We start from the raw sequence: 21661 nt of genomic DNA, 5'->3' as shown, positions 1-21661 counted from the left end.
TTTCGCTTCGCTTTCGCTTCGCTTCAACCGCGCATTTACCAATGTATCTAACTTCCCCAGGTTTGTCAACCCCTTTTGGCAAAATTTTTTGATCTTTTTTCTATCCCTTGCTACGTAAGCCTTTCAGCTTTTAAGCTTTTTCTGGTCGGGTATTTTTGTTTAGTAAATTTGTTCTAATTTAGCCCTTGATGGAGGTGACGAGGTTTTTGAGCAAGAGCAAGCTGGAGTATGAGGGGATTTGGCATCATCTCTGGAGGACGACCTAATGTTCTGGCGTTGTCTGTTGCCTATAGTCAACAACTCAGCCACCACTTATCAATAACAATTTCTAGTCAGCTTGCTCCTGTTCCCGATTCTTGCTTTAGCTTTTTGCCTGCCATTGCTAGATCTATTTTGAGCAAGAGAAGCTGAGAACCTTTGGGGCCAGGCTTTTGAACCAAGCTTGTGTCCGTCTGGGCCAGTTTTCCTAGCCATTGCCTGATAACTGATATATTTCCTGAAAAACTGGGCAATCTAGGACTAGACAGCATCGTGATAAGGGGGATAAGACCTTGGACTCCGCTAACGCTCAGAAAATTCTCGGCTATTTCATCGAAGAAGCAAAAGAACACCTAGAAACTTTGGAACAGGGGATTTTAGACCTAGGCAATCTGGTCAACAATACTGAACAGATGAACGAGATGTTTCGTGCCGCCCATTCGATCAAGGGGGGGGCGGCCATGTTAGGTTATGGCAGTATCCAAAAAACTGCTCACCGTCTTGAGGATGCTTTCAAAATACTGAAAGAAAATCCCCTGCAAGTGGATCAAAAATTAGAATCTTTGTTCCTCAAGGGTTATGATCTGCTGCAGACATTGATCGATAAGCTGCCCGGTCCATTAGGGTTGCAAGCCGAAGAAGCTAACGCTATGGTTAAAAAAGGTGAACCGACTTTTGCCGAATTGCAGGCCCATCTTAACTATCTTCTCGACCAAAAAAAATCTACTCCAGCTATTGCGGCAGCGTCTTCTATCTCCATGAGCGTCAGAGCTATCCTCAAACAGATGTTACAACTGTTCAAACAGGAAGAAACCAGTGCTTCCCGTCAGCAATTACAAAAATTAACTTTATCTCTATCTCAATTGGCTTCGGAACAGCAAAACTGGCAATATTTAGTTAAAAATGCCCAATCTGCCCTGGCTAACCCCAAACATTCCTACCGCACTCTCGCCCCGGTTATTATTAAAGAATTAAAACAAGCCAGTGATTTATTAGAATGGGGTCGCGGGGAAGAAATCACCGTCAGTCAAGAATTGCAATTATTAGCCACCGCCAAATTACCACAAATCCTGATTACCCTAGAACCGGAATTGGTAGCTAGTACCCTGCTGCAAATGTTCAATCGGCAACAGGTCTCGCAACTGGTACAGTTATTACAAACGAGACGTTGACATCTGCCCAGGCGTAAATAAGGTGGGGGATTCCCAGGAGAATAAACATAATTGTTTTTAATTTTGGTGAGTTAGGAAGATATGTAATTGATTGTGGGCCAACCGAGGTGGCAATAATCCCAGAGGGGGAATTGGGATAGAGCCAAACCAGAAAAAGCTAAGATATGGCAAGATAAAAACTTAATGCTGACGGCTGACCAATATCAGACCCGATGCAGTATCTCTTGAGTCACCGGTCAAGCTGGGATTTACTGAGAGTAAGCGATCTGCTAGAGTTTTAACGTTCGTTAAATTTCTCGGGCAGAGAAAACAAACAAAACCATAATGGTGTTAGTGGGTGTGTGGAAGTGCTTAAAAATCTCAATTTTTCGGGGCGATATTCCTCGCTGGCCCTGCTGCTGGCTATTTTCGGATTATTTCACGGGACGGTCATGGCCGAAGAAAAACCGCAACCAACGGTTTTTTCACCTGTCGAGGAGATAGTACAGTCTCCCCCGGCGACGGCAGAAACTACTCCACCCGTGGCACCAGCACCGGAAACCCCGACGGAAACACCAAGCCCTGTAGAAACTCCCCCAACAGCGCCACCAGCGCAGGCCGAGGAGTCGCGAGTTTTGGTGGCTGAAGTGGTAGTACAGGGGGGCGATCGGGAATTAGAAAATCTAGTTTATAATACCATTCGCACCCGACCAGGACGAGGTGCGACTCGATCGCAACTGCAAGAAGACATTAACGCCGTTTTTGCCACGGGTTTTTTTGCCGATGTGCGGGCAGTTCCCCAAGATACGCCCCTAGGGGTGCGAGTCACCTTTGAGGTGCAGCCTAACCCCGTTTTTCAGGGCGTACAGATTCAAATCGCCCCGGAAACCGTGGACAAATCGATTTTACCTGCTGGGGTGGTCGAGGAAATTTTCGCCGGTCAATACGGCAAAACCCTGAATTTGAGGGAATTACAGGCGGGGGTGAAAAAAATCAATGACTGGTACAGCAAAAACGGCTATGATCTAGCCCAGGTAATCGGTGCGCCGCAAGTAACTCCCGATGGTCGGGTGATTCTGGTCATTTCCGAAGGTTTAATCGAAAAAATTCAAGTACGCTACTTTAACGTTGAACAGGAACCAGTCAACGGTAAAACCAGAGAATTTATCATTACTAGGGAAATGCGCCTAAAAGCGGGGGATATTTTTAACCGCAATACGGCCCAACAGGATTTACAGCGTGTTTTCGGTCTCGGTTTATTCGAGGATGTGCGTCTGTCTTTTTCCCCCGGCAGCGACCCAAGGGAGGTGATTGTTAACGTTGATGTGGTGGAAGGTAATACCGGTTCCGTGGCCGCTGGGGGTGGTATTAGCTCGAATGCGGGCCTATTCGGTACTGTCAGCTATCAACAGCGCAATTTTGGCGGTAATAACCAAACTTTGGGGGCAGAAGTTCAGTTAGGGGAACGGGAATTTTTATTCGATCTGAGTTTTTCCGATCCTTGGATTGCCACGGATAATTTCCGCACTTCCTACACGGTCAACGTTTTCCGGCGACAGTCGATTTCTCTAGTTTATGATGGGGAAGATTCCTCAATTCGGACCCTTAACGATAATGATAGTCCCCGTATCGTCCGCACGGGTGGCGGTATTACTTTTGTCCGTCCTTTGGCCCCTGATGTTTTTACAAAACCAAAATGGGTGGTTTCCCTAGGTTTTAACTATCAACAGGTACAGGTGCAGAATGCCAATGGTGACATCTCCCCCTTGTCTGCACCCCTCAACGGTTTTGGCAGTCAACAACTGTCTTTTAGTTCCTCTGGGACTGATGATCTACTTTCCCTCAATATTGGCGCTATTCAAGATTTTCGCGACAATCCCCTGCAACCCACCAGTGGTTCTTTCCTGCGTCTAGGTTTGGAACAAACTATCCCCGTCGGTTCTGGCAGTATTTTCGGCACTCGTGTTCGGGGTAGTTACAGTTACTTTATCCCCGTTCGGTTTATTAATTCCTTTAATCTCTTTGAAACCGATATTTTTAAAGGTCAGCAATCCCTAGCTTTTAATGTGCAAGCAGGGACAGTATTAGGCGATTTACCCCCCTACGATGCTTTTATTGTTGGGGGTAGTAACTCTGTACGGGGTTACGCTGAGGGAGAAGTGGGTAGCGGTCGCAGTTATTTCCAAGCGACGGCCGAATATCGTTTTCCCATTGTGGCAATTATCGGAGGGGCATTATTTGTCGATTTCGGCACTACTATTGGTTCCCAAGGTGATGTCCCCGGTCAACCCGGTATTGTCCGGGATTTACCCGGTACTGGTCTCGGTTACGGTTTAGGTGTTCGGGTACAATCTCCCGTCGGCCAAATTCGGGTTGACTACGGTTTTAATGTCGATGGTAGTTCTCGTATTCATTTCGGTATCGGGGAACGATTCTAATCAGTTATCAGTTATCAGTTATCAGTTACCAGTTACCAGTTATCGATGAATTTAGTTATTTTTGCTGTTCACTGATAAAAGCTTTATTACTTGATAATTATGGTTTCTACTATCGCTAAACAATTTGAATTATCGGGAATTGGCCTACATTCGGGGGAGATAACCCGGGTGCGCGTCTGTGGGGCAAATCCAGGAGAAGGACGTTATTTTGTCCGTAGAGATTTAGCCAATCAACCGATTATTCCCGCTCTAGTTTCTTCGGTTTACCAAACGACTTTATCAACAGAATTGGGACGAGGAGAAGCAAAGGTTAGAACTGTTGAGCATTTATTAGCGGCCTTAACCGCTTTGGGGGTAGAGGATGCTCGCATTGAGGTGGATGGTGCGGAAATTCCCCTCCTTGATGGTTCGGCCAAAATCTGGGTGGAAGCGATCAAAAATGCTGGTTTAAATAACTCTTTTTCTCCATCAGATTTAACCATTTCTCAACCGATTTGGTTGTACGAAGGGGATGCTTTTGTGGCGGCGATTCCTTCCCCTGAATTACGTTTTACCTACGGCATCGATTTTACTTATAAACCGATCGGTAATCAATGGTATAGTTGGAGTCCTAATCAAGAAAGTTTTCAAAATGCGATCGCAGATGCTCGGACTTTCGGTTTTGCCGATCAAATTGAGTATCTGCAAAAGGCTGGTTTAATTAAAGGAGGCAGTTTAGAAAATGCTTTAATCTGCGATCAAAATCAATGGTTAAATCCTCCTTTACGCTTTGATAATGAGCCAGTAAGACATAAATTATTGGACTTAATTGGTGATTTGAGTTTACTGGGAACCATTCCCACTGCTCATTACATGGCTTTTAAAGCCAGTCATAAACTCCACGTTCAATTAGCCAAAACAATTCAGGGTTAATTATACTAAATTATGTTTAAAAGGTATAGGGGAGTGGGAAGTGGGGCTGTCTAGAGGCGGGGTTTTTACTTCTGTCGATGAGATGGCTTTGGCTCGCTCGTTCTCTACTCAAGCCTTTATCCTAGCATTGATAACCCTTGTCTATCAGCCGTCAGCTATCAGAATCATTCCAACACCGTCGGGTTTGCTCGGTGACAGGTTGCCAATCCGGAACTCAACCCACCAGAGCAGCATCGCACTTTAACCCACAGTTTCAATAAATGTGCATGGTGCGTTCCCCAAAATCGATCGGTGGAGCAGTAGGACTTGCATTAGGGAACGCACCCTACAGCGATACCGATCGCACTTTCCCCTATATCACCCCCAAAAGCTTGTTAGCCAGATTAGCATATTGCCAAAAACCTTGTTGGCTCTCTTATTTTTTGTGTGATAAGTTTAACTTATATAGTAGTGATCGATCTCTGTGTCCTTTGTGCCTCTGTGGTTCGTTCCATGGGTTTTCAGTTCACCGATTACCGATGACTGTTTACCGATCACTAAACAAACCCCACTTCCCCGAACATTTGTCAAGACTCCCAGGGAAAAAGCCGCGTTTGTTCACACAGCTTAATTAAGAGTTGTAACTTTTAATGAACAGGAAGGGAGTCTAGGGCTGAGAGCTTGCTATAGTGAATCCTAGCCGTTTTTTCACGGCTCGTCATTATCAAGTCAGAGCCTTTACTCGTCTCAATCATCATCCCAGAGTAAAATCAATAATCCCTATGGTCAGCACGATCCAAAAACCAGAATTCGAGGAAATCCGTCCGGGTATAAAAGTTCCCGCTAAAGAAACGATCCTCACTCCCCGCTTCTACACCACTGATTTTGAAGCGATGGCGGAAATGTCGATCGCCGCTAACGAGGAAGAACTGAAAGCGATTTTAGAGGAATTCCGTACCGATTATAACCGGCATCACTTCGTTCGCAATCAAGAATTCGATCGCTCTTGGGAGCATATTGATGGCGAAACTCGCCGCTTATTCGTGGAATTTCTGGAAAGATCCTGCACGGCCGAATTTTCCGGCTTTCTTCTCTACAAAGAACTCGGCAGACGTTTAAAAAACAGAAATCCCGTCCTCGCGGAATGCTTTAACCTCATGTCCCGGGACGAAGCGCGTCACGCTGGATTCCTTAATAAGGCTTTATCGGATTTTAACCTCTCCCTTGACTTGGGATTTTTAACCAAAAGCCGTAACTACACCTTCTTTAAACCGAAATTTATCTTCTACGCCACCTATCTTTCCGAAAAAATCGGTTATTGGCGTTATATCACCATTTATCGTCATCTCGAACAACATCCCGAAGATCGGGTTTATCCGATTTTTAACTTCTTCGAGAATTGGTGTCAAGACGAAAACCGTCACGGGGACTTCTTCGATGCGATCATGCGCGCGCAGCCTGATATTCTTAATGATTGGCGCGCTCGTCTCTGGTGTCGTTTCTTCCTGCTTTCGGTCTTCGCTACGATGTATCTCAATGATACTCAGCGTTCCGGTTTCTACGCCATTCTCGGTTTGGACGCTCGCGAGTACGATAAGTATGTAATCGAGAAGACCAATGAAACCGCAGGCCGCGTCTTCCCGATTGTTCTTGATGTGGATAGTCCTGAATTTTATGATCGCCTAGAGATTTGTGTTCGCAATAACGAGGGATTACGGGCGATCGATAGCGAAAACAGTGCCGCACCAGTTAAATTCCTGAAGAAATTGCCGATCTTCGCCTCTAACGCTTGGCAATTTCTCAAATTGTACCTGATGAAACCGATTCGGGTCGATAAATTAGCCGGTAGCGTCCGTTAAAAAGTTTGTTTTCTTGAGACATGGTGAGGGTGGGTAAAACCACCCTTTTTTTGTCGATAAAATTCTTAAGAAAATCCTCTAACATTTCTATCCTCGCTAGACTGGATCCCAGGGGTGTTAACTAGGTTTTTACTTTTTACTTTTTCCTGTCAAAAATATGGCTATTTATAGTGAATTACCCACAGGACAACGTCTCTATCTCGATAATCAAGGGCTGCAGACGATTGTAACTCTCGCTAGTGGTGCTGTGGGACAACAACAGCAGTCTAGCAGTAGTTTTGCTACGGGAGTTTGGACACAAGAACCCCAAATAGAGATAATTCCCCAAGGGGCAATTATTGAAATTATCACCGAAACCGGACCCCACAGAATCCAAATTCAAGGAAGCAGTATCAGTTTTTCCTCTCCTCATACCTCTGGAGTTTCTCAGTCCTCTCAATCGACCACTGCTACCAGTTTCTCCTCCTCACCGATGCAACCAATGCAACCGATGCAACCGATGCAACCGATGAAAATGGGTAATATGTCGATGAATTTTGCTCCCATGGAAATGCAAATGGGAGATATGAAAATGAGTATGGGAGACACAAAAACCGTCAGTAAAACGCAATTTTGTAGTCAATGCGGGGCAAAAGTAGCGGCAACTGATCGCTTTTGTAGTAGCTGTGGTCATCAGTTACAGTAATAGGCAGTGAGCTAGATAGGTAAAACCTGTTTAGCTAGATTCACAAGGCCTTTTGTGGCAAAATTTTGTCTATATTGGCTAAATTGATCCGCAGAGGGGGAACATACCCCCTGTCTGGTTTTAATCCGAACTGAGGTTAACCACGGCTAATTCTAATCTTGGCTCTTCCTTTTCTAGCTCCTTTTTGCTAAAACTTAAAACTTCATCCAGACAATCAATTACCACCGTATCCCCTTCCATAAAAGCTTGTTCGAGAATTTTTGTGGCTAAAGGATTCTCTAACTCCCGTTGGATAGCGCGTTTTAAAGGTCGCGCACCGTAGGTGGGATCGTAACCAACAGTAACGATATGGTCTTCTGCTGCTGCGGTTAATTCCAGATTGATTTTTTGTTCTGCTAATAATCTTTCCAGACGCTGTAATTGCAGACGAACAATGTAACGCAATTCTTCTTTTTTCAGGGTGTGGAAAATAATTAAATCGTCGATACGATTCAAAAATTCGGGACGAAAATGACTCCGCAAAGCTGTTAAAACCCGTTTCCGCATCTCCTCATAATCGGCATCTTCGGAAACATTTAAAATATGGTCACTGCCAATATTACTGGTCATGACGATAATCGTATTCCGAAAATCCACCACTCGCCCCTGAGAGTCGGTAATGCGCCCATCGTCAAGCACTTGTAATAAAATGTTAAAAACATCCCGATGGGCTTTTTCCACTTCATCCAATAAAACCACAGAATAGGGACGACGACGCACCGCTTCCGATAGTTGTCCCCCTTCCTCGTAACCCACATAACCCGGAGGCGCGCCGATTAACCGCGAAACCGCGTGTTTTTCCATGTATTCCGACATATCGATGCGAACCATGGCTTCTTCGGAGTCGAACAGTAACCCCGCCAAGGCCCGCGCTAACTCGGTTTTACCCACTCCCGTGGGTCCCATAAATAGAAATGAACCAATCGGACGGGAGGGATCTTTCATTCCTGCGCGTGCGCGTCGAATCGCCGCTGCTACTGCCGTGACCGCTTCATTTTGTCCGACCACTTTTTTCTGTAAATGAGACTCCAATTCTAATAATTTTTGTCGTTCCGATTCCATTAAACGATTGACGGGAATTCCTGTCCAACGGGCAACTATTTCGGCGATATCGGCATCAGTTACCTGTTGTCTTAATAGGGTTGCCCCGGCAACTTGAATCGTTTCTAGTTCTTTTTCTTTTGCTTCTAATTCCCCTTGTAAAATTTCCAGTTTGCCATACTTTAATTGGGCCGCTTTATTGAGATCATAAGCTCGTTCCGCCTGTTCCACCTGTAGGCGCAATTGTTCTTCTTCCTCTCGCAATAATTTAATTTCCTCGGCAATATGTTTTTCTGTTTGCCATTGGTCAGCGAGAGGCTTTTGTTTACTTTCTAATTCCTCAATTTCTTCGATAATTCTTTCTAAACGCTCTTGAAAAGCTCGATCTTTTTTCTCCTCTTTTTCTAAAGAGAATTTTTCCATCTGTAACTGCATTAAGCGACGATCTATCATTTCCAAATCGGCGGGTTTAGTGGTACTTTCTACCTCTAATTTTGCCGCCGCTTCATCGACTAAATCGATCGCTTTATCCGGTAAAAAACGATCGCTAATATAACGATGGGATAGGGTAGCTGCTGCCACTAGGGCCGAATCGGTAATTGTCACCCCATGATGCAGCTCATAACGTTCTTTTAAACCCCGGAGAATCGAGATAGTATCCTCCACGGAAGGTTCCTTAATATAAACCTGTTGAAAACGTCTTTCTAAAGGGGGATCCTTTTCAATATGATTGCGATATTCATCTAAAGTTGTCGCCCCAATACAGCGCAATTCTCCCCGGGCTAACATAGGTTTTAATAGGTTGCCCGCATCCATCGATCCTCCTTCCCTAGAACCCGCACCGACAACAGTATGTAGTTCGTCGATAAAGAGAATAATTTGCCCTTCTGATTGGGTCACTTCTTTCATGACTGACCGCAATCTTTCCTCGAATTCGCCTCGATATTTTGCCCCAGCGATTAAACTTCCCATATCGAGGGAAATTAACTGACGATTTTTCAAAGATTCGGGAACATCTCCGTTAACAATCCTTTGGGCCAATCCTTCAGCAATAGCGGTTTTTCCTACCCCCGGTTCACCGATTAAAACCGGGTTATTTTTAGACCGTCGCGAGAGGACTTGTACCACCCGTCGAATTTCTTCATCGCGACCGATAACCGGGTCTAATTTGCCTTCTTTGGCCGCCGCTGTTAAATCCCGGCCATATTTATCTAAAGCTTCGTATTTTTCCTCTTGATTGGGTTCAGTAACCTTTTGAGTACCGCGAATCGCTTTGATGGCTAATTCTAAATCTTGGGGGTCAAGATTGAAAGTGCGTAAACATTTCCGGCCAACCCTTTCATCTTCGGCAAAACCGACGAGAAGATGTTCGACGGAGATAAATTTATCTTGCCAACTTTCCCGGGATGCTTCCGCTCGATCGAGCAGCAGATCGAGACCACGACCTAGGTATAATTGATCGACGATGGCCACTTTTGGCTGTCGGTTGGTGAAGACTTCTAGCTGTTGTTGCAGTCGGGGAATTTCTATATTAGCTTTTTGTAAAATCCGGGTGGCTAGACCGTTATTCTGCTCTAGGAGGGCAATAATAACGTGTTCCACCTCTAAGGTCTGATTTTTGAAGCGTCGCGCAATTTCTTGCGATTTAACGATCGAATCCCAAGCTTGTTCGGTAAATTTATTCGAGTCTGTGGGTTGCATTCTGCACCAATGAGGAAAGCCAGTGTCAGAGGTATAGTATAGCAAGGAGTCTCGATCGATCACAAAGTTCCAGACTCGACAAAGGGTCTGACTGGAAAGAGGGTGTGGGGTGTAGGGTGTAGGGTGTGGGGTGTAGGGTGTGGGGAGAATAAATAAAAAAGTCTCCTATCTCCTATCTCCTGACTCCTATCTCCTGACTTGAAAATAGAAGCTGAAATAAGGCAAATTCGTCAATCATACTAAATCCGTTGAGCATAGGCCACATATCAGGAGAGGCACTCCTGCGAGTGAAGTGACTCTCAAATTATTACAGATGCGTCAGCGGCTGCGTGTAAGCATCCCACCGAAAAACTAATGCGCTCCGGGGTTTGGGGGGTAGAACCCCCCAAAAGCTTGGATTGAGTAATCAGATCTGAAGTAATACTAAATCCGTCGAGTATAGGTTACATATCAGGAGAGGCACTCCTGCAAAAGGGGGAATAAATAATCAGTTTTTAATAACCGGATTTAGGATCAGAATATTTTCATGCTTGACGGTGTAACTTGTTGCATCGGGACTGACTTATTTATCACTATTACCCAATTGGGTTAAAGCAGTCCCGGTGAGGCGACAAATTTGCCACTCTTTGAAGACCTTAGCCCCCATTTTTCCATAAAAATCGATCGCCAGTTGATTCCACTCTAAGACAGTCCATTCTAAAAGTCCTGCATCCCTAGCGACGGCAATTTTAGCCACAGCCATTAGTAAAGCTTTCCCGATCCCTTGACTGCGATAATCGGGTAAAACGAAGATATCTTCGAGGTAAATCCCCGGTTTAGTCAGAAAGGTGGAATAATTAGCAAAAAATAGAGCAAAACCGACTATTTTACCCTCTACCTCCGCCACCAATGCTTCGATGTAGGGTTTTTCTCCGAATAAATGCTCGCCTAAAGCTTGACTATTTCCTGTCATTAAATGGCTGAGTTCTTGATAGGCCGCTAAGGCAACAATTAAGTCAAAAATAGCCTTGACATCGGTAGCAACGGCAGCACGGATGGAATAATTCATGATTGCTAGTCAAATCTTGATTTTAATGCTGATGATGTTTATGGGGAGATTCAGCAGGGGGAGAATTAAGATTGGAAAAATGACCGTTATTTAATCCCATCCCAACGCTACCAATACTGAAAAGTCCCATGGACACAAAACCGGCTGCAATTGTCCCCATGGCCACGGTTCCAATGGAAACTACTCCCATAGGAACAATACCGATGGAAATAACGCCCATGGGAACAATACCAATAGAAATTATACCAGTGGGGGCAATACCGATCGACAACCATTTTCGTCCGGAATTACCACAACTATTCTCTTTTTCTTGACCTAGATTGGAATCCATGCTTTTAAACCCGAAGATGCTTTGAGCCTTACCATACTAGGTTAGGGGTAGAATTCTTGTCAAAAGACCAGTAGTCAAAATGAAAGTTAATTTTTTATAAAAACTATTGACTTTTCATCTTAGTTATGTATTGGCGGGATACCAGCCACGTCGAGAATTTTTGGGACTAAATCCTCCCGTTTAATCGCCATGATGTGGACACCTTGACATAACTGCTGGGCTAATTTTATTTGTTCGGCGGCGATTTTGATGCCTTCTTCGAGGGGATGGGGTGCGTCGGCGAGTCTTTGAATGATCTGATCGGGAATTTGTACCCCTGGCACATTTTTATTTAAAAATACGGCATTTTTAGCTGATTTTAACAGAAAAATCCCCGCTAGAATCGGTTTATCGGCCAGGGAGGCCACCTGTTGCATGAACTTATCAAGACAATCGAAATCCGTAACTAATTGACTTTGAAAAAACTGCGCTCCCGCTTCGATTTTACGCTCAAAACGGCTTTGAAGACCAGACCAACTTTTTGACTGCACATCGACGGCAGCCCCGGCAAAAAGCTCTAGGGGTCCATCAGGTAAAGATTTATCGTTAAAGTCAAAACCTTTATTTAATTTATCGATTAATTTTAACAAACGTACCGATTCTAGGTCAAAAACTGCCCTAGCTTTGGGATGATCTCCTGCTTTGACGGGATCTCCGGTTAAAGCTAGTATATTTCTCAATCCCAAAGCATGAGCGCCCATGAGATCTGCTTGTAATCCGATCACATTGCGATCGCGACAGGCCATTTGACAGATGGGTTCGATGTCGTGTTGATAGAGAATAGCGGAGGCAGCCAGAGAGGACATTCGCACTACGGCGCGACTGCCATCGGTGATATTAGCCGCATGAACACGATTTTTTAGCCAGAGGGCCATTTCTAGCATATGACTGGTATTACCACCTTTCGGGGGAGTAATCTCGGCTGTAATCAAAAATTCTTGGTCTTGAACCGCGCGTTGTAAACGAGTAGTCATCGAGTTATCTAGGTTTTAACCATAAATTTTATAGCAGATTTAGCCCGGAAATGACTCGGAGGCAAGGAATGATCATCGGGCTGCGTGCTTTATACTGGTCAGTGCCAGTGCTTGGCTGATATCAGATGAGTTAACTGGCAGGAAAAATTTTCTAATGTAGTATAATACACGGACAGTTTAACCAAATTCGTTTACAAGTGTAAAGAACAACCGATTCGATCGAGCGATCATGCAAACTCTTTCTCGTTTACCTACTAAAGACAAAGCCGTAATCATGACCCATCCCCTCAAAATCGTCGCTTTAGGAGATAGCCTTGTTTATGGCTATGGCGACCCCGTGGGTGGCGGTTGGGCCGAGCGCCTACGTCGTTTGTGGATGGAAAGTGCCGGTCATGCCCTGTATAATTTGGGGATTCGCGGCGATCGAGTGGTACAAGTGTCCGAACGTTTAGAACAGGAATTTCGTCTCAGGGGAGAAATTCGCAATCGTCTCCCCGACCTGATTCTTCTCTCCGTCGGTGTTAATGATACAGCCCGTTTAGGCCGGCCCGATGGTCGTACCTATACCGATCACGATCTTTTTCAAACTCAAATCGAACATTTACTCGGCAGGGCCCGTTCTCTTTGTCCGGTTTTGTTTATAGGCATGATTCCCGTGGATGAGCGGAAAATGCCCTTTTTAGATTGCTTTTACTTCAACCATCGCGATCAGTATTCTTTTAAAGAAACCACTAAACAAGCTTGTCTAGAGCAAAATATTCCCTATCTGGATTTATTTGATCTCTGGATGAACCGGGGTGATCTGTGGTGCCAAGAAAGATTAATGCAAGATGGACTTCATCCCAATGTGCAAGGCTATCAATCAATTTTAGAGGATATTTTAAACTGGTCGCCCCTCACCTCCTTTGTCGGTGTGGATGGTTTTATTCAACCGTTCACAGGAATTGCACAAAAGTGATGTCCTCTGTTATCAGTGGATCTAGCGGCGTTACAGAAACCAGAAGAGCCGGTAAAGAAACCGGTCAAACCCTGTTAGTCTAAACTCCAGAGCTGAGAAACGCTGTAAGTCTTACATTATGGCTTGTTTCGGGGCATAAAACGCTCAAAAACATGGCTAAAGAGGGAATCGCTGACTCTAGAGATTAATGACATCGATGATCAGGTTAGCGATCGCTATACAGCCAACTCTACGGAATCGCTCCACTCTAGATATAGTCAACGGTACGGCCCTTTTCAAGGAGAAATATACCCAGTGGCTGCTTGTCAATTTTTTCTGAGAAGCTTCATGCAGTAAGGGTTTTGTCAATTACTTTCTCAGAAGTAATTCTGAGAAAGTAATCTCCGTGAACCGAGAATCCCCTTGCCTTTGGGCAACGGCAGTGTCAAAGGCCGCTACTTCTTGGAAAAACTTCCCCGGAATCGTTTCCCTACCAGGAAAATCAGCCCTAAAATGCCCAGACTTAACGGGTTCATCGTTGAGGATTCGGGAACCGGAATCGCCCCACCGTCGGCGGTGAGTTCCAGATCGACCTCCTTACCGAAATCTCCTAGATCGTAGTCAAAGGTAAGATCGGGCTTGAAATTGGAGCCAGAGACCGAGAAAGTACCGGAACTTCCAATTTGAGGCAAATAACCATCAAAAATTCCCGAATCCTGGGAATCGGTGATGATGCCTCCCTGAACTTTGAGCAACAAAGTGCCTCGTTGGTTATCAGGAATAAAAGGACTATTAAGGTCGATGCTGAAGGTTCCGTCGCTAATAGCAAAATCGAGGGAATCATCATCCCAGTTGACAGTACCATCACCCGTACTGGTAATATCTAAAAACTGTCCTGAGTTCAGAATCGCCCCCGTATCGGGATCGGTGACGGTAAATTTAATCGGGTCTTTGCCTACCGCACACCCGCTCCCACGGACAAAATCCAACTTGAATCGCGGACCCCAGATCACGCCTCCGAAAGGTAATCGGATTCTTTGTCGGGCTGTCACTCCGGTGTAACTATTAGCACAAGCCGTTTCCCCGCGTTCCAAAGCGCTCGCTGTCCCAGAAGCATTAATCAATCCCGATACTGTTCCGACTCCAAGACTATTGATCTGCGTATAGGAACTAGCGGTAGCCGATGCCAACCCTCTGGAAACACTCACGGAGTCGAAACGGGTCGAAGGAGGGCCGAGGGGATAGGAGAGATTCACATAGCTGGAGAATGCTGCCGGTGGCGAGACGTAAGGAGAGAAAGCAAAAGCACTTCCCCCGTCGAATCCCCGGACGAGAGGAGTCGTGTTTCCCCCGACACTAAAGCTAAAACCGTGGGTAATGCTGTAGGAGGTGGTGGTTTGTGCAAGAACTGAAGTACTAAGTCCGAAAACTACCCCAGTACCCAAAACGACTGAAAAAACGGTTCGATAAGATGTAGTCATCATAAGCAATAGAATTCCTGTGTTCAAGTCAGGGCCGATGATATTCCTTAATGATGCTGAATGTTCCCAGAAGTTTATGTTAATTTTGTGTAGCTGTTGAGGAGACATAGTGCGCTGGATAAACATACTAGCTATGGCTAAAAGTCTTACAGAGCCTGAGTTAAAGCAATATAACACTAATGAACTACTGAGTGCAAAATCCTGAAGTCTTTACGCAAATAGGGTTTGAGTCCAGGATTTTTAAATTTGGACTTTCGACCATTATAGCTTGTTTCGGGGCAGAAAACGCTCAAAAACACGACTAAAGAGGGAATCGCTGACTCTAGAGATTAATGACACTATCTGTTACAATCAGGTCGGCGATCGCTATATAGCCAACTCTACGGAATCGCTCCACTCTAGATAGGGCTTGCTGAAAAAGTTTTTCGTGGGGGCAGAGTGTGGGCTTCGGCCATGAGCTCAGTGTTCGACAAAAGCTCACGCGGCTCGACTGAGCGTTCGACAAAAGCTCACCCCGAAGTCTCGCCGAACGTCCGAGGTCTGAACGGGTGTGGGGTTTTACCCATTTTCAGGGGGTCAATTACCTAATTTTCAGGGAAAAAGTGCCTAATTTTTCCCCCCGATCACTGGAAGGGGTAGCACTTTTTGATTTCAAAAAAGCCTAAACATATTATCCAACAAGGTTTTTAGATTTATTCAGCCAACCTTAGATATAGTCAACGGTACGGCCCTTTTCAATGGGAAATATATCCAGTAGCCGCCTGTCAATTTTTTCTGAGAAGCTTCATGCAGTAAGAGTTTTGTTGATTTTTTAGTATTTCTGTATGGGGGAAGTCCAGTTATTATCTTTCTCAATCTATAAGAATTTGCCAAGGGAAATTCTTTAGGAAATTCTTGTAGATTGAGGATCGTTCTGGAACCAGCATCAGCTTTCTAGCTAATTTGGGGCCAATTAGCGGCAATTTAGCTCTGATGGCCTGAGAATAACTTTTCTAAAGCTTCCTTCAGGGTTGGTTCCATGACAATTTTATTTTGATAAGCAACTGTTACTCTAGCGATTGTCGGGACACTATTTTGGTCTGCCACTAGATACAAAGGTTCTACATAAAGCAGCGATTGTTCAATGGGAATAATTAATAGGTGTCCCTGCAAAACTTTAGAACCGTCTCGATTCCAAAGGGAAATCTGTTGAGAAATATCTGGATCTTGGTTAATTAAAGCCTCAATTTGATTCGGTCCGTACACTAACCTTTGTTTAGGAAATTGATAGAGTAATAACTTACCATACTCTCTATCGTCTGAACGCGCTGCCAACCAAGCGATTAAATTTTGCCGACTAGAGGGAGTATAGGGATGGAGGAGAATAAATTCTTCTTTGTCGGCATCGGGCAGTTTCATGATTAAATAATAGGGTGATACAGCCTGGGGTTCCGTGCCGTAAATTTCTAGGGGAATTTCCCATTGATCCTCCCGATTATAAAATACTTGCGGATCGGTCATGTGATAGGTTAATAATCTTTCCGCTTGGGTACTAAATAAATCTTCAGGATAACGGATATGACTGCGGATAGTTTTCGGCATTTCTGCTAAAGATTTAAAGAGATGAGGAAAGATTTTACTCCACGTCTGAATAATTGGATCATTTTCATCGGCAACATAGAAATTCACCGTTCCATGATAGGCATCCACTACCACTTTCACCGAATTGCGAATATAGTTAAATTTATCTTTCCCGGGGTCAGAATAGGGATAGCGATCACTGATAGTATAAGCATCGATAATCCAATGTAATTTACTACTACTATCGCCCACATCTGCCGCTACTAAATAGGGATTGCGATCATAATTTAAAAAAGGGGCGATAGTTTGCACGCGATTTTGGATATCACGACGCATTAATAGCCGAGTTTCGGGAGTAAAATCTTGGCTAAATAACATTTGCCAATCCCGCAGATAAAGGGCAAATAGCCAACGTCTCCACCCCTTCCCAATTAGGATCCCTCCCTTACCATCGTAGGTATGATAGACATTTCCATCCCCGCTAGGAAAATCCAATTCTTCTACAGTGGTGGGAGTCATCACATAATTATTAGTTAATTCCCCGTAGTAAATGCGGGGTTTACCAATGGGAATGCTATAATCAATTAATTCGCTAGAGGTTTGCAGGGCCCCTTCGTCTTTATTTGTGCCGATATCTTTGACAAAATAGTAGGGTAAACCCCCGGCAGCGACTAAATTAACAGGGGAAAGAGTGAACCCGTAACCGTGGGTATAAACGAGATGTTTATTCACCCAAGTATTAGCAGTAGTGGGAACCGCACTATAATCTAATTCTCTAGCGGCAATAATGGTCTGTTGTTTTTCCGATATTTGACGTTCCTCGATTTTTTCAGGCACTCCCACTCGCACTCGATAGCGATCGATATCAGCATCGGGGAATTTATAATATAAGCGAATTTGCTGTAATTGTCGGTTAGTTTCTAGCAGTGGTTTGGTGTCCCAAAGACGAATATTATCGATAGTTAGATGATTTCTCTCTAAAACTTCGGCATTTAATTCGGCCTGTGGATCGAAAACTTGGGCATCAATTCTATCTAAGGAAAAAGCCGCTCTTGTGGATTGAATACTTCTTTCAATATAGGGTCTTTCTCTCACTAATTCATTCGGTTGTACGATTATTCTTTGTAATCCTCCACTGATAATTGTGCCACTGATCCAAACAATTAAATATAGAAATACAGGAACTAAGTAGGGGAAAAATAACAACTTTTTCTTGGCGATTTTGTGTAATTTGCGACGGTTTATTTTACCAAATAATGCTTTTTCTCCTAACCATATAGAGGTTATTGCTGCAATAATTCCCAGAATAATTTCAATAAATTGACCAACATGAGCATCGATATAACCTGCACCATAAACTACTCCTTCGGGAGAATAAAGTAGCAGGTAACGCTGAATAATATGGTGTAATACTAGCAGCCCCATTAACCCACTCCACAGAGCGTATAAATGACGCAGTTGCGGACGGGAAAACCCCTGGAATTTTCCCTGAGAAAGACTATCACCTGAAAAAAGATAGGTTAAACTAACGGCAAAAAGAGTATATATTCCCACACCACTGAGCCATAATTCTAGTAACTGCCACAGGGGTAATTGAAAGATGTAAAAACCTAAATCATTCCCGTATTGAGGATCGTTAATATTGAAAGGAACACCATAAAAATATTTTAAAAAATTCGCCCACTGCCCAGCAATAATGAAAGATAGCGTTACAGTGAATACTATAGATATTATTCGCAAAAAATACTCGGTTTTAATTAATAATCCCAAGACTAAAAAAGCGATAATTACCCCTTGCCAAAGATTACTGGAAATATCGGTTAATACTTGCCTAATCCAAACTATTTGCAGAGGAGAACTTAGGGAAGAACTGAGGTTAGGGAGATTAAAATCTGGTGTCCAGAGACTGAGGGCTAGTTTACTGTAATACAATAACATTGACCCGATCCAAGCTCCAATTCCCGTTGCGATAATCAAAAGGCCGAGTAAATTAATACTAGGAGATTGAGGACTAAGAGGATAACTATCTTCCTGGGGTTTTTGCCAACGAAAACGCTGGGCTAAACGTAAATTTGTAAAAATAAAGAGTAAAGAAAGAATCGCACTTCCCCAACCTAATCCTAGTTGCCAAGATAATTGCTTCAGGAAAGTGTTTAAATAACCCATCTCGGTAAACCAGAGGCTATTGGCTACCACTAATACCCCCAACTGCCCGATCACAAGGCAGCCGAGAAAAAGTAAAATAGGTTTAGCGATCGAGCTTCGGTTATGTCTGATCAGCATAAATAAAGTGATAAGGGAGAGTCTTTTTTTATTCTAGCGATTCTCGTCGGGTGCATCTCACATTTACAGAAATCCGGAAAATCAGCAATTAGTCAGTGACTCTTAAATTATTACAAATATATCAGCAGCTGCGTGTAAGCATCCCACCGAAAAACTAATGCGCTCCGGGGTTTGGGGACGGCGCTTGCGTCCCCAACGGGGGGTTTGGGGGGTTCTACCCCCCAAAGGCTTGGATTGAGTGATAAAATCAGAAGTAATGACTAATTTTAGCAGAGAGTTTCCCTTTAAAAATTCCAACTCAGTAGATTGACAAAAATGAGATGCAGCCTTCTCGTCTCTCCCTGCTGCTTTTTCTTAATTTAAAGATAAACTTAAGAAACTATAGCCAGGTTAGGGCAATAATTTCGCTTAAAGTCAGCCATTTTAGCTAGGATTAGCAGACTGGAGTATTTCCCGAAAAATCCTGCGTCGATAGGAAGGAGATTCATTACTCATATTCCATAAAGTTTCGTAGAAAAAGAAAGAAACGCCAAAATTTTCTTGTCTCGATTTTTCCACTTGTTGAGTAATATTAACCATCGGAATCGGACGACCTTTTAAACCAGATAAAATCCCAATAGCTACGGGAATAGATTCTCTAGCTTGCTGTAATTCTGGTTGGGATAATTCCCAGTCAAAGGCGTTCATATCAGTTCGATACACTTGCACTATTAATTCATCAATCAAGTTTTTTTGCTGCCATTTTTGCCAATCTAAAAGATAGGATTCTAGGGAGAAAGTGTAGGGATTAGGAGATAGGGAAATAATTGCTTTAGGTTGCTGCTTTTTAATCGTCTGGGCTAAACTATTCATATAGTCAGTAATTTTATCGGCCCGCCATTGAATCCATGCTTTATCTTGGTAATCTTGCGGTGGTAATGCTCCCGAATGTTCCCTTTGATAGAGTTTAATTGTGGTTTCATCATAGCCAAAATCGGCGGGATAACCAAAATGGTCATCAAACTGAATTCCTTCTATATCGTAGTTAGTAATAATCTCGCTGACTAAATCGGTAATAAAGTTTTGTACTTGCGGATGTAAGGGATTTAACCACACCCGTTGATGCACTTTTCCTTCCCACCAAATTACGCTTTTATCCTGTCTTTGGGTTAACCAATCGGGATGTCGTTTGGCTAATTCTGAATCCGCAGGAGCCATAAAACCAAATTCAAACCAGGGAATAATTCTTAATTTTTTCCGATGACCTTGGCTAATTATTTCCTTTAAAAAGTCGCGATTTTTTAAAGATTCATGGGGATCGATCACTCGTCCCGTGACTTTTTCTGCTACCTTAGAAGGATAGAGTGTATAACCCCAATTCCAGACCGTGGGATAAATAGTGTTAAAGTTTAAATCGGCTAACCTATCAAGGGCATCTTTTAGGGTTTCTGGGTTAAATAATACCTCACTATCGATATTAGTTAACCAAACTCCACGAATTTCGGGGTTTTCTTGGGTTTGATTGGTGGATTGTGCGGGATAATTAAAGGTTATCGTCATGATACAAGCAAAGATAATTAAAAATATTAACCAGCTTATTTTTCCGTATCTTTGACTATAAATCACCAAACTATCGGCGAAATTATTAAAGGTTTTACTGATTCTATTCATAATGGGAAGTGGGAATTATAAATTATAAATTATGAATTATGAATTGGGGAAAAGGGAGAAGGGAGAAGGGAGAATGGAGAAGGGAGAATAAATAAAAATAATCTCCTGCCGACCGCCTCCTGACTGCTAAAATAACTAAATTATCTCTCTAAATTGCGAGGATCTAGAGAATCGCGTAAACCATCACCGAGTAAATTAAAAGCTAAAACGGTGAGAATAATTAACAAAGCAGGCGGCCAAATTAACCAGGGTTGTAGAACAATAATTGAGGCATTGGTAGCCAGAGAAAGCATATTTCCCCAACTAGGATCTGGCTGTTGAATTCCCAAACCAATTAAACTTAAAACCGATTCGGCCACGATAAACCCCGGCACGGCTAACGTAGCAGAAATAATGATATAACTGGCAGTTTGGGGCAGCACATGACGCAGAATAATATAAAGGGGTTTTGCTCCCATAGCTTTGGCTGCCTGAATAAATTCCTGTTCTTTCAGGGATAAAACTTGACCGCGAATTACCCGCGCTAATCCCGACCAACTGATAAAAGAAGTAATCAGGACGATTAATAAAAAGCGCTGGGTGCTGGTTAATCCTGCGGGTAAAACGGCCGCTAGGGCCACGAGTAAATATATGCCGGGGATAGTCATTAAAACTTCCACAAAACGCATTAAAATACCATCTAACCAACCGCCAAAATAGCCAGAAATGCCACCGACAAATAAACCGATAGGGAAAGAAATTAAAATCCCGACCAAACCGATAAATAAACTAATTCTGCCTCCGAAAATCAGGCGACTAAAACTATCGCGTCCCGATTCGTCAGTTCCCAATATATTGATTCTACCATCGCCGATCACCCCGAACAGATGGAGATCAAAAGGGATACCGGGGAATAAAGTTACTTCCTGCCATTTTGGCGGCAAAGGTAGGCGAATTTGACCGAAATTATAGGTTTCACCCTGAACAAAGAGACGCAGCGGCAAGGGGTTGTTAAAATCTCTCATTAGCTTCCGCTCACCAGTTTCTATATTAATAGCACTTTGACTGGTGGGATAGACGTGGGGGCCAATCCACTCACCCTTGTTACTTCCCGACTGGGAGCGCCAAAAGATTTCGGTGGGGGGTAGGAGAGACTGACCGGGTTGGGAGGAGTAGGGAGAGTAGGGAGCGACAAAATCCGCCGCCATTACGCTTAAATAGAAGATTAACAGTAAAACTGCTCCCCAACGAGCGAGAGGATTATCTTTGAGTTTGTGCCACCAGTCCATAGGCGATGAGGTCAATAGGAGAGTTAA

General features: G+C 43.7%; 15 protein-coding genes. 7 read left to right on the top strand and 8 right to left on the bottom strand.

What is annotated here, in order from left to right:
• The first annotated feature begins 551 nt into the window (after window positions 1-551).
• The 5 genes from ACE1AQ_RS00315 to ACE1AQ_RS00295 all read left to right on the top strand — a co-directional run bounded on the left by ACE1AQ_RS00315 (window position 552) and on the right by ACE1AQ_RS00295 (window position 7282).
• A complete protein-coding gene (locus ACE1AQ_RS00315; protein WP_110545236.1) occupies window positions 552-1430 on the top strand; it encodes an Hpt domain-containing protein in 879 nt (292 codons plus the stop codon).
• A 431-nt stretch (window positions 1431-1861) separates the two neighbouring features.
• Window positions 1862-3847 (top strand): BamA/TamA family outer membrane protein, encoded by a 1986-nt coding sequence (locus ACE1AQ_RS00310; protein WP_232306125.1) that lies wholly within the window; start codon window positions 1862-1864, stop codon window positions 3845-3847.
• Window positions 3848-3946: 99 nt separating this feature from the next.
• Window positions 3947-4759, top strand: a complete 813-nt coding sequence (gene lpxC / locus ACE1AQ_RS00305) for a UDP-3-O-acyl-N-acetylglucosamine deacetylase (RefSeq protein WP_008198503.1) — start codon at window positions 3947-3949, stop codon at window positions 4757-4759.
• A gap of 761 nt (window positions 4760-5520) precedes the next feature.
• Window positions 5521-6597 (top strand): magnesium-protoporphyrin IX monomethyl ester (oxidative) cyclase, encoded by a 1077-nt coding sequence (acsF, locus tag ACE1AQ_RS00300; protein WP_002752007.1) that lies wholly within the window; start codon window positions 5521-5523, stop codon window positions 6595-6597.
• Window positions 6598-6754: 157 nt separating this feature from the next.
• Window positions 6755-7282, top strand: a complete 528-nt coding sequence (locus ACE1AQ_RS00295) for a zinc ribbon domain-containing protein (protein WP_110545238.1) — start codon at window positions 6755-6757, stop codon at window positions 7280-7282.
• Window positions 7283-7402: 120 nt separating this feature from the next.
• Here ACE1AQ_RS00295 and clpB read toward each other — a convergent pair whose 3' ends face one another.
• From clpB to ACE1AQ_RS00275, 4 genes are all read right to left on the bottom strand, one after another.
• Window positions 7403-10063 carry an ATP-dependent chaperone ClpB gene (gene clpB, locus ACE1AQ_RS00290; protein WP_039899596.1) on the bottom strand — a complete coding sequence of 887 codons (2661 nt, stop codon included), beginning with the start codon at window positions 10061-10063 and terminating at the stop codon, window positions 7403-7405.
• Between the two features lie 562 nt (window positions 10064-10625).
• Window positions 10626-11111: a GNAT family N-acetyltransferase gene (locus tag ACE1AQ_RS00285; protein ID WP_008198452.1), complete on the bottom strand. Its 486-nt coding sequence runs from the start codon at window positions 11109-11111 to the stop codon at window positions 10626-10628.
• A gap of 22 nt (window positions 11112-11133) precedes the next feature.
• A complete protein-coding gene (locus ACE1AQ_RS00280; RefSeq protein ID WP_002781238.1) occupies window positions 11134-11442 on the bottom strand; it encodes a hypothetical protein in 309 nt (102 codons plus the stop codon).
• Between the two features lie 119 nt (window positions 11443-11561).
• Window positions 11562-12455 carry a methylenetetrahydrofolate reductase gene (locus ACE1AQ_RS00275; protein ID WP_008198449.1) on the bottom strand — a complete coding sequence of 298 codons (894 nt, stop codon included), beginning with the start codon at window positions 12453-12455 and terminating at the stop codon, window positions 11562-11564.
• A 229-nt stretch (window positions 12456-12684) separates the two neighbouring features.
• Between ACE1AQ_RS00275 and ACE1AQ_RS00270 the strand changes: the two genes are divergently transcribed.
• Window positions 12685-13413, top strand: coding sequence for a GDSL-type esterase/lipase family protein (locus ACE1AQ_RS00270; RefSeq protein WP_008198446.1), 729 nt, complete (start codon window positions 12685-12687; stop codon window positions 13411-13413).
• Window positions 13414-13536: 123 nt separating this feature from the next.
• Complete coding sequence (locus tag ACE1AQ_RS00265) at window positions 13537-13749, top strand: hypothetical protein (RefSeq protein WP_374807630.1); 213 nt, start codon at window positions 13537-13539, stop codon at window positions 13747-13749.
• A gap of 98 nt (window positions 13750-13847) precedes the next feature.
• Here the strand turns inward: ACE1AQ_RS00265 and ACE1AQ_RS00260 are convergent, their stop codons facing one another.
• From ACE1AQ_RS00260 to ACE1AQ_RS00245, 4 genes are all read right to left on the bottom strand, one after another.
• Complete coding sequence (locus ACE1AQ_RS00260; RefSeq protein ID WP_149037214.1) at window positions 13848-14876, bottom strand: hypothetical protein; 1029 nt, start codon at window positions 14874-14876, stop codon at window positions 13848-13850.
• A gap of 960 nt (window positions 14877-15836) precedes the next feature.
• Window positions 15837-18716: a UPF0182 family protein gene (locus ACE1AQ_RS00255; protein WP_110545240.1), complete on the bottom strand. Its 2880-nt coding sequence runs from the start codon at window positions 18714-18716 to the stop codon at window positions 15837-15839.
• A 423-nt stretch (window positions 18717-19139) separates the two neighbouring features.
• A complete protein-coding gene (locus ACE1AQ_RS00250) occupies window positions 19140-20366 on the bottom strand; it encodes a glycoside hydrolase family 10 protein (protein ID WP_110545242.1) in 1227 nt (408 codons plus the stop codon).
• Window positions 20367-20506: 140 nt separating this feature from the next.
• On the bottom strand, window positions 20507-21634 hold the full coding sequence (locus ACE1AQ_RS00245) for an ABC transporter permease (RefSeq protein ID WP_008198432.1): 1128 nt from the start codon (window positions 21632-21634) through the stop codon (window positions 20507-20509).
• Window positions 21635-21661: the final 27 nt, after the last annotated feature.

It is taken from the genome of Microcystis sp. BLCC-F209, assembly GCF_041928595.1.
Lineage (GTDB): Bacteria > Cyanobacteriota > Cyanobacteriia > Cyanobacteriales > Microcystaceae > Microcystis.
Note: the sequence above shows the minus strand (reverse complement) of the source record. Positions and strands in the feature narration are given on the sequence as shown.

Coding starts and splice junctions, on each gene's coding strand:
- ACE1AQ_RS00310 (WP_232306125.1), top strand. CDS start 1,862: ATGGCCGAAGAAAAACCGCAACCAACGGTTTTTTCACCTGTCGAGGAG.
- lpxC (WP_008198503.1), top strand. CDS start 3,947: ATGGTTTCTACTATCGCTAAACAATTTGAATTATCGGGAATTGGCCTA.
- acsF (WP_002752007.1), top strand. CDS start 5,521: ATGGTCAGCACGATCCAAAAACCAGAATTCGAGGAAATCCGTCCGGGT.
- ACE1AQ_RS00295 (WP_110545238.1), top strand. CDS start 6,755: ATGGCTATTTATAGTGAATTACCCACAGGACAACGTCTCTATCTCGAT.
- clpB (WP_039899596.1), bottom strand. CDS start 10,063: ATGCAACCCACAGACTCGAATAAATTTACCGAACAAGCTTGGGATTCG.
- ACE1AQ_RS00285 (WP_008198452.1), bottom strand. CDS start 11,111: ATGAATTATTCCATCCGTGCTGCCGTTGCTACCGATGTCAAGGCTATT.
- ACE1AQ_RS00280 (WP_002781238.1), bottom strand. CDS start 11,442: ATGGATTCCAATCTAGGTCAAGAAAAAGAGAATAGTTGTGGTAATTCC.
- ACE1AQ_RS00275 (WP_008198449.1), bottom strand. CDS start 12,455: ATGACTACTCGTTTACAACGCGCGGTTCAAGACCAAGAATTTTTGATT.
- ACE1AQ_RS00270 (WP_008198446.1), top strand. CDS start 12,685: ATGCAAACTCTTTCTCGTTTACCTACTAAAGACAAAGCCGTAATCATG.
- ACE1AQ_RS00260 (WP_149037214.1), bottom strand. CDS start 14,876: ATGATGACTACATCTTATCGAACCGTTTTTTCAGTCGTTTTGGGTACT.
- ACE1AQ_RS00255 (WP_110545240.1), bottom strand. CDS start 18,716: ATGCTGATCAGACATAACCGAAGCTCGATCGCTAAACCTATTTTACTT.
- ACE1AQ_RS00250 (WP_110545242.1), bottom strand. CDS start 20,366: ATGAATAGAATCAGTAAAACCTTTAATAATTTCGCCGATAGTTTGGTG.
- ACE1AQ_RS00245 (WP_008198432.1), bottom strand. CDS start 21,634: ATGGACTGGTGGCACAAACTCAAAGATAATCCTCTCGCTCGTTGGGGA.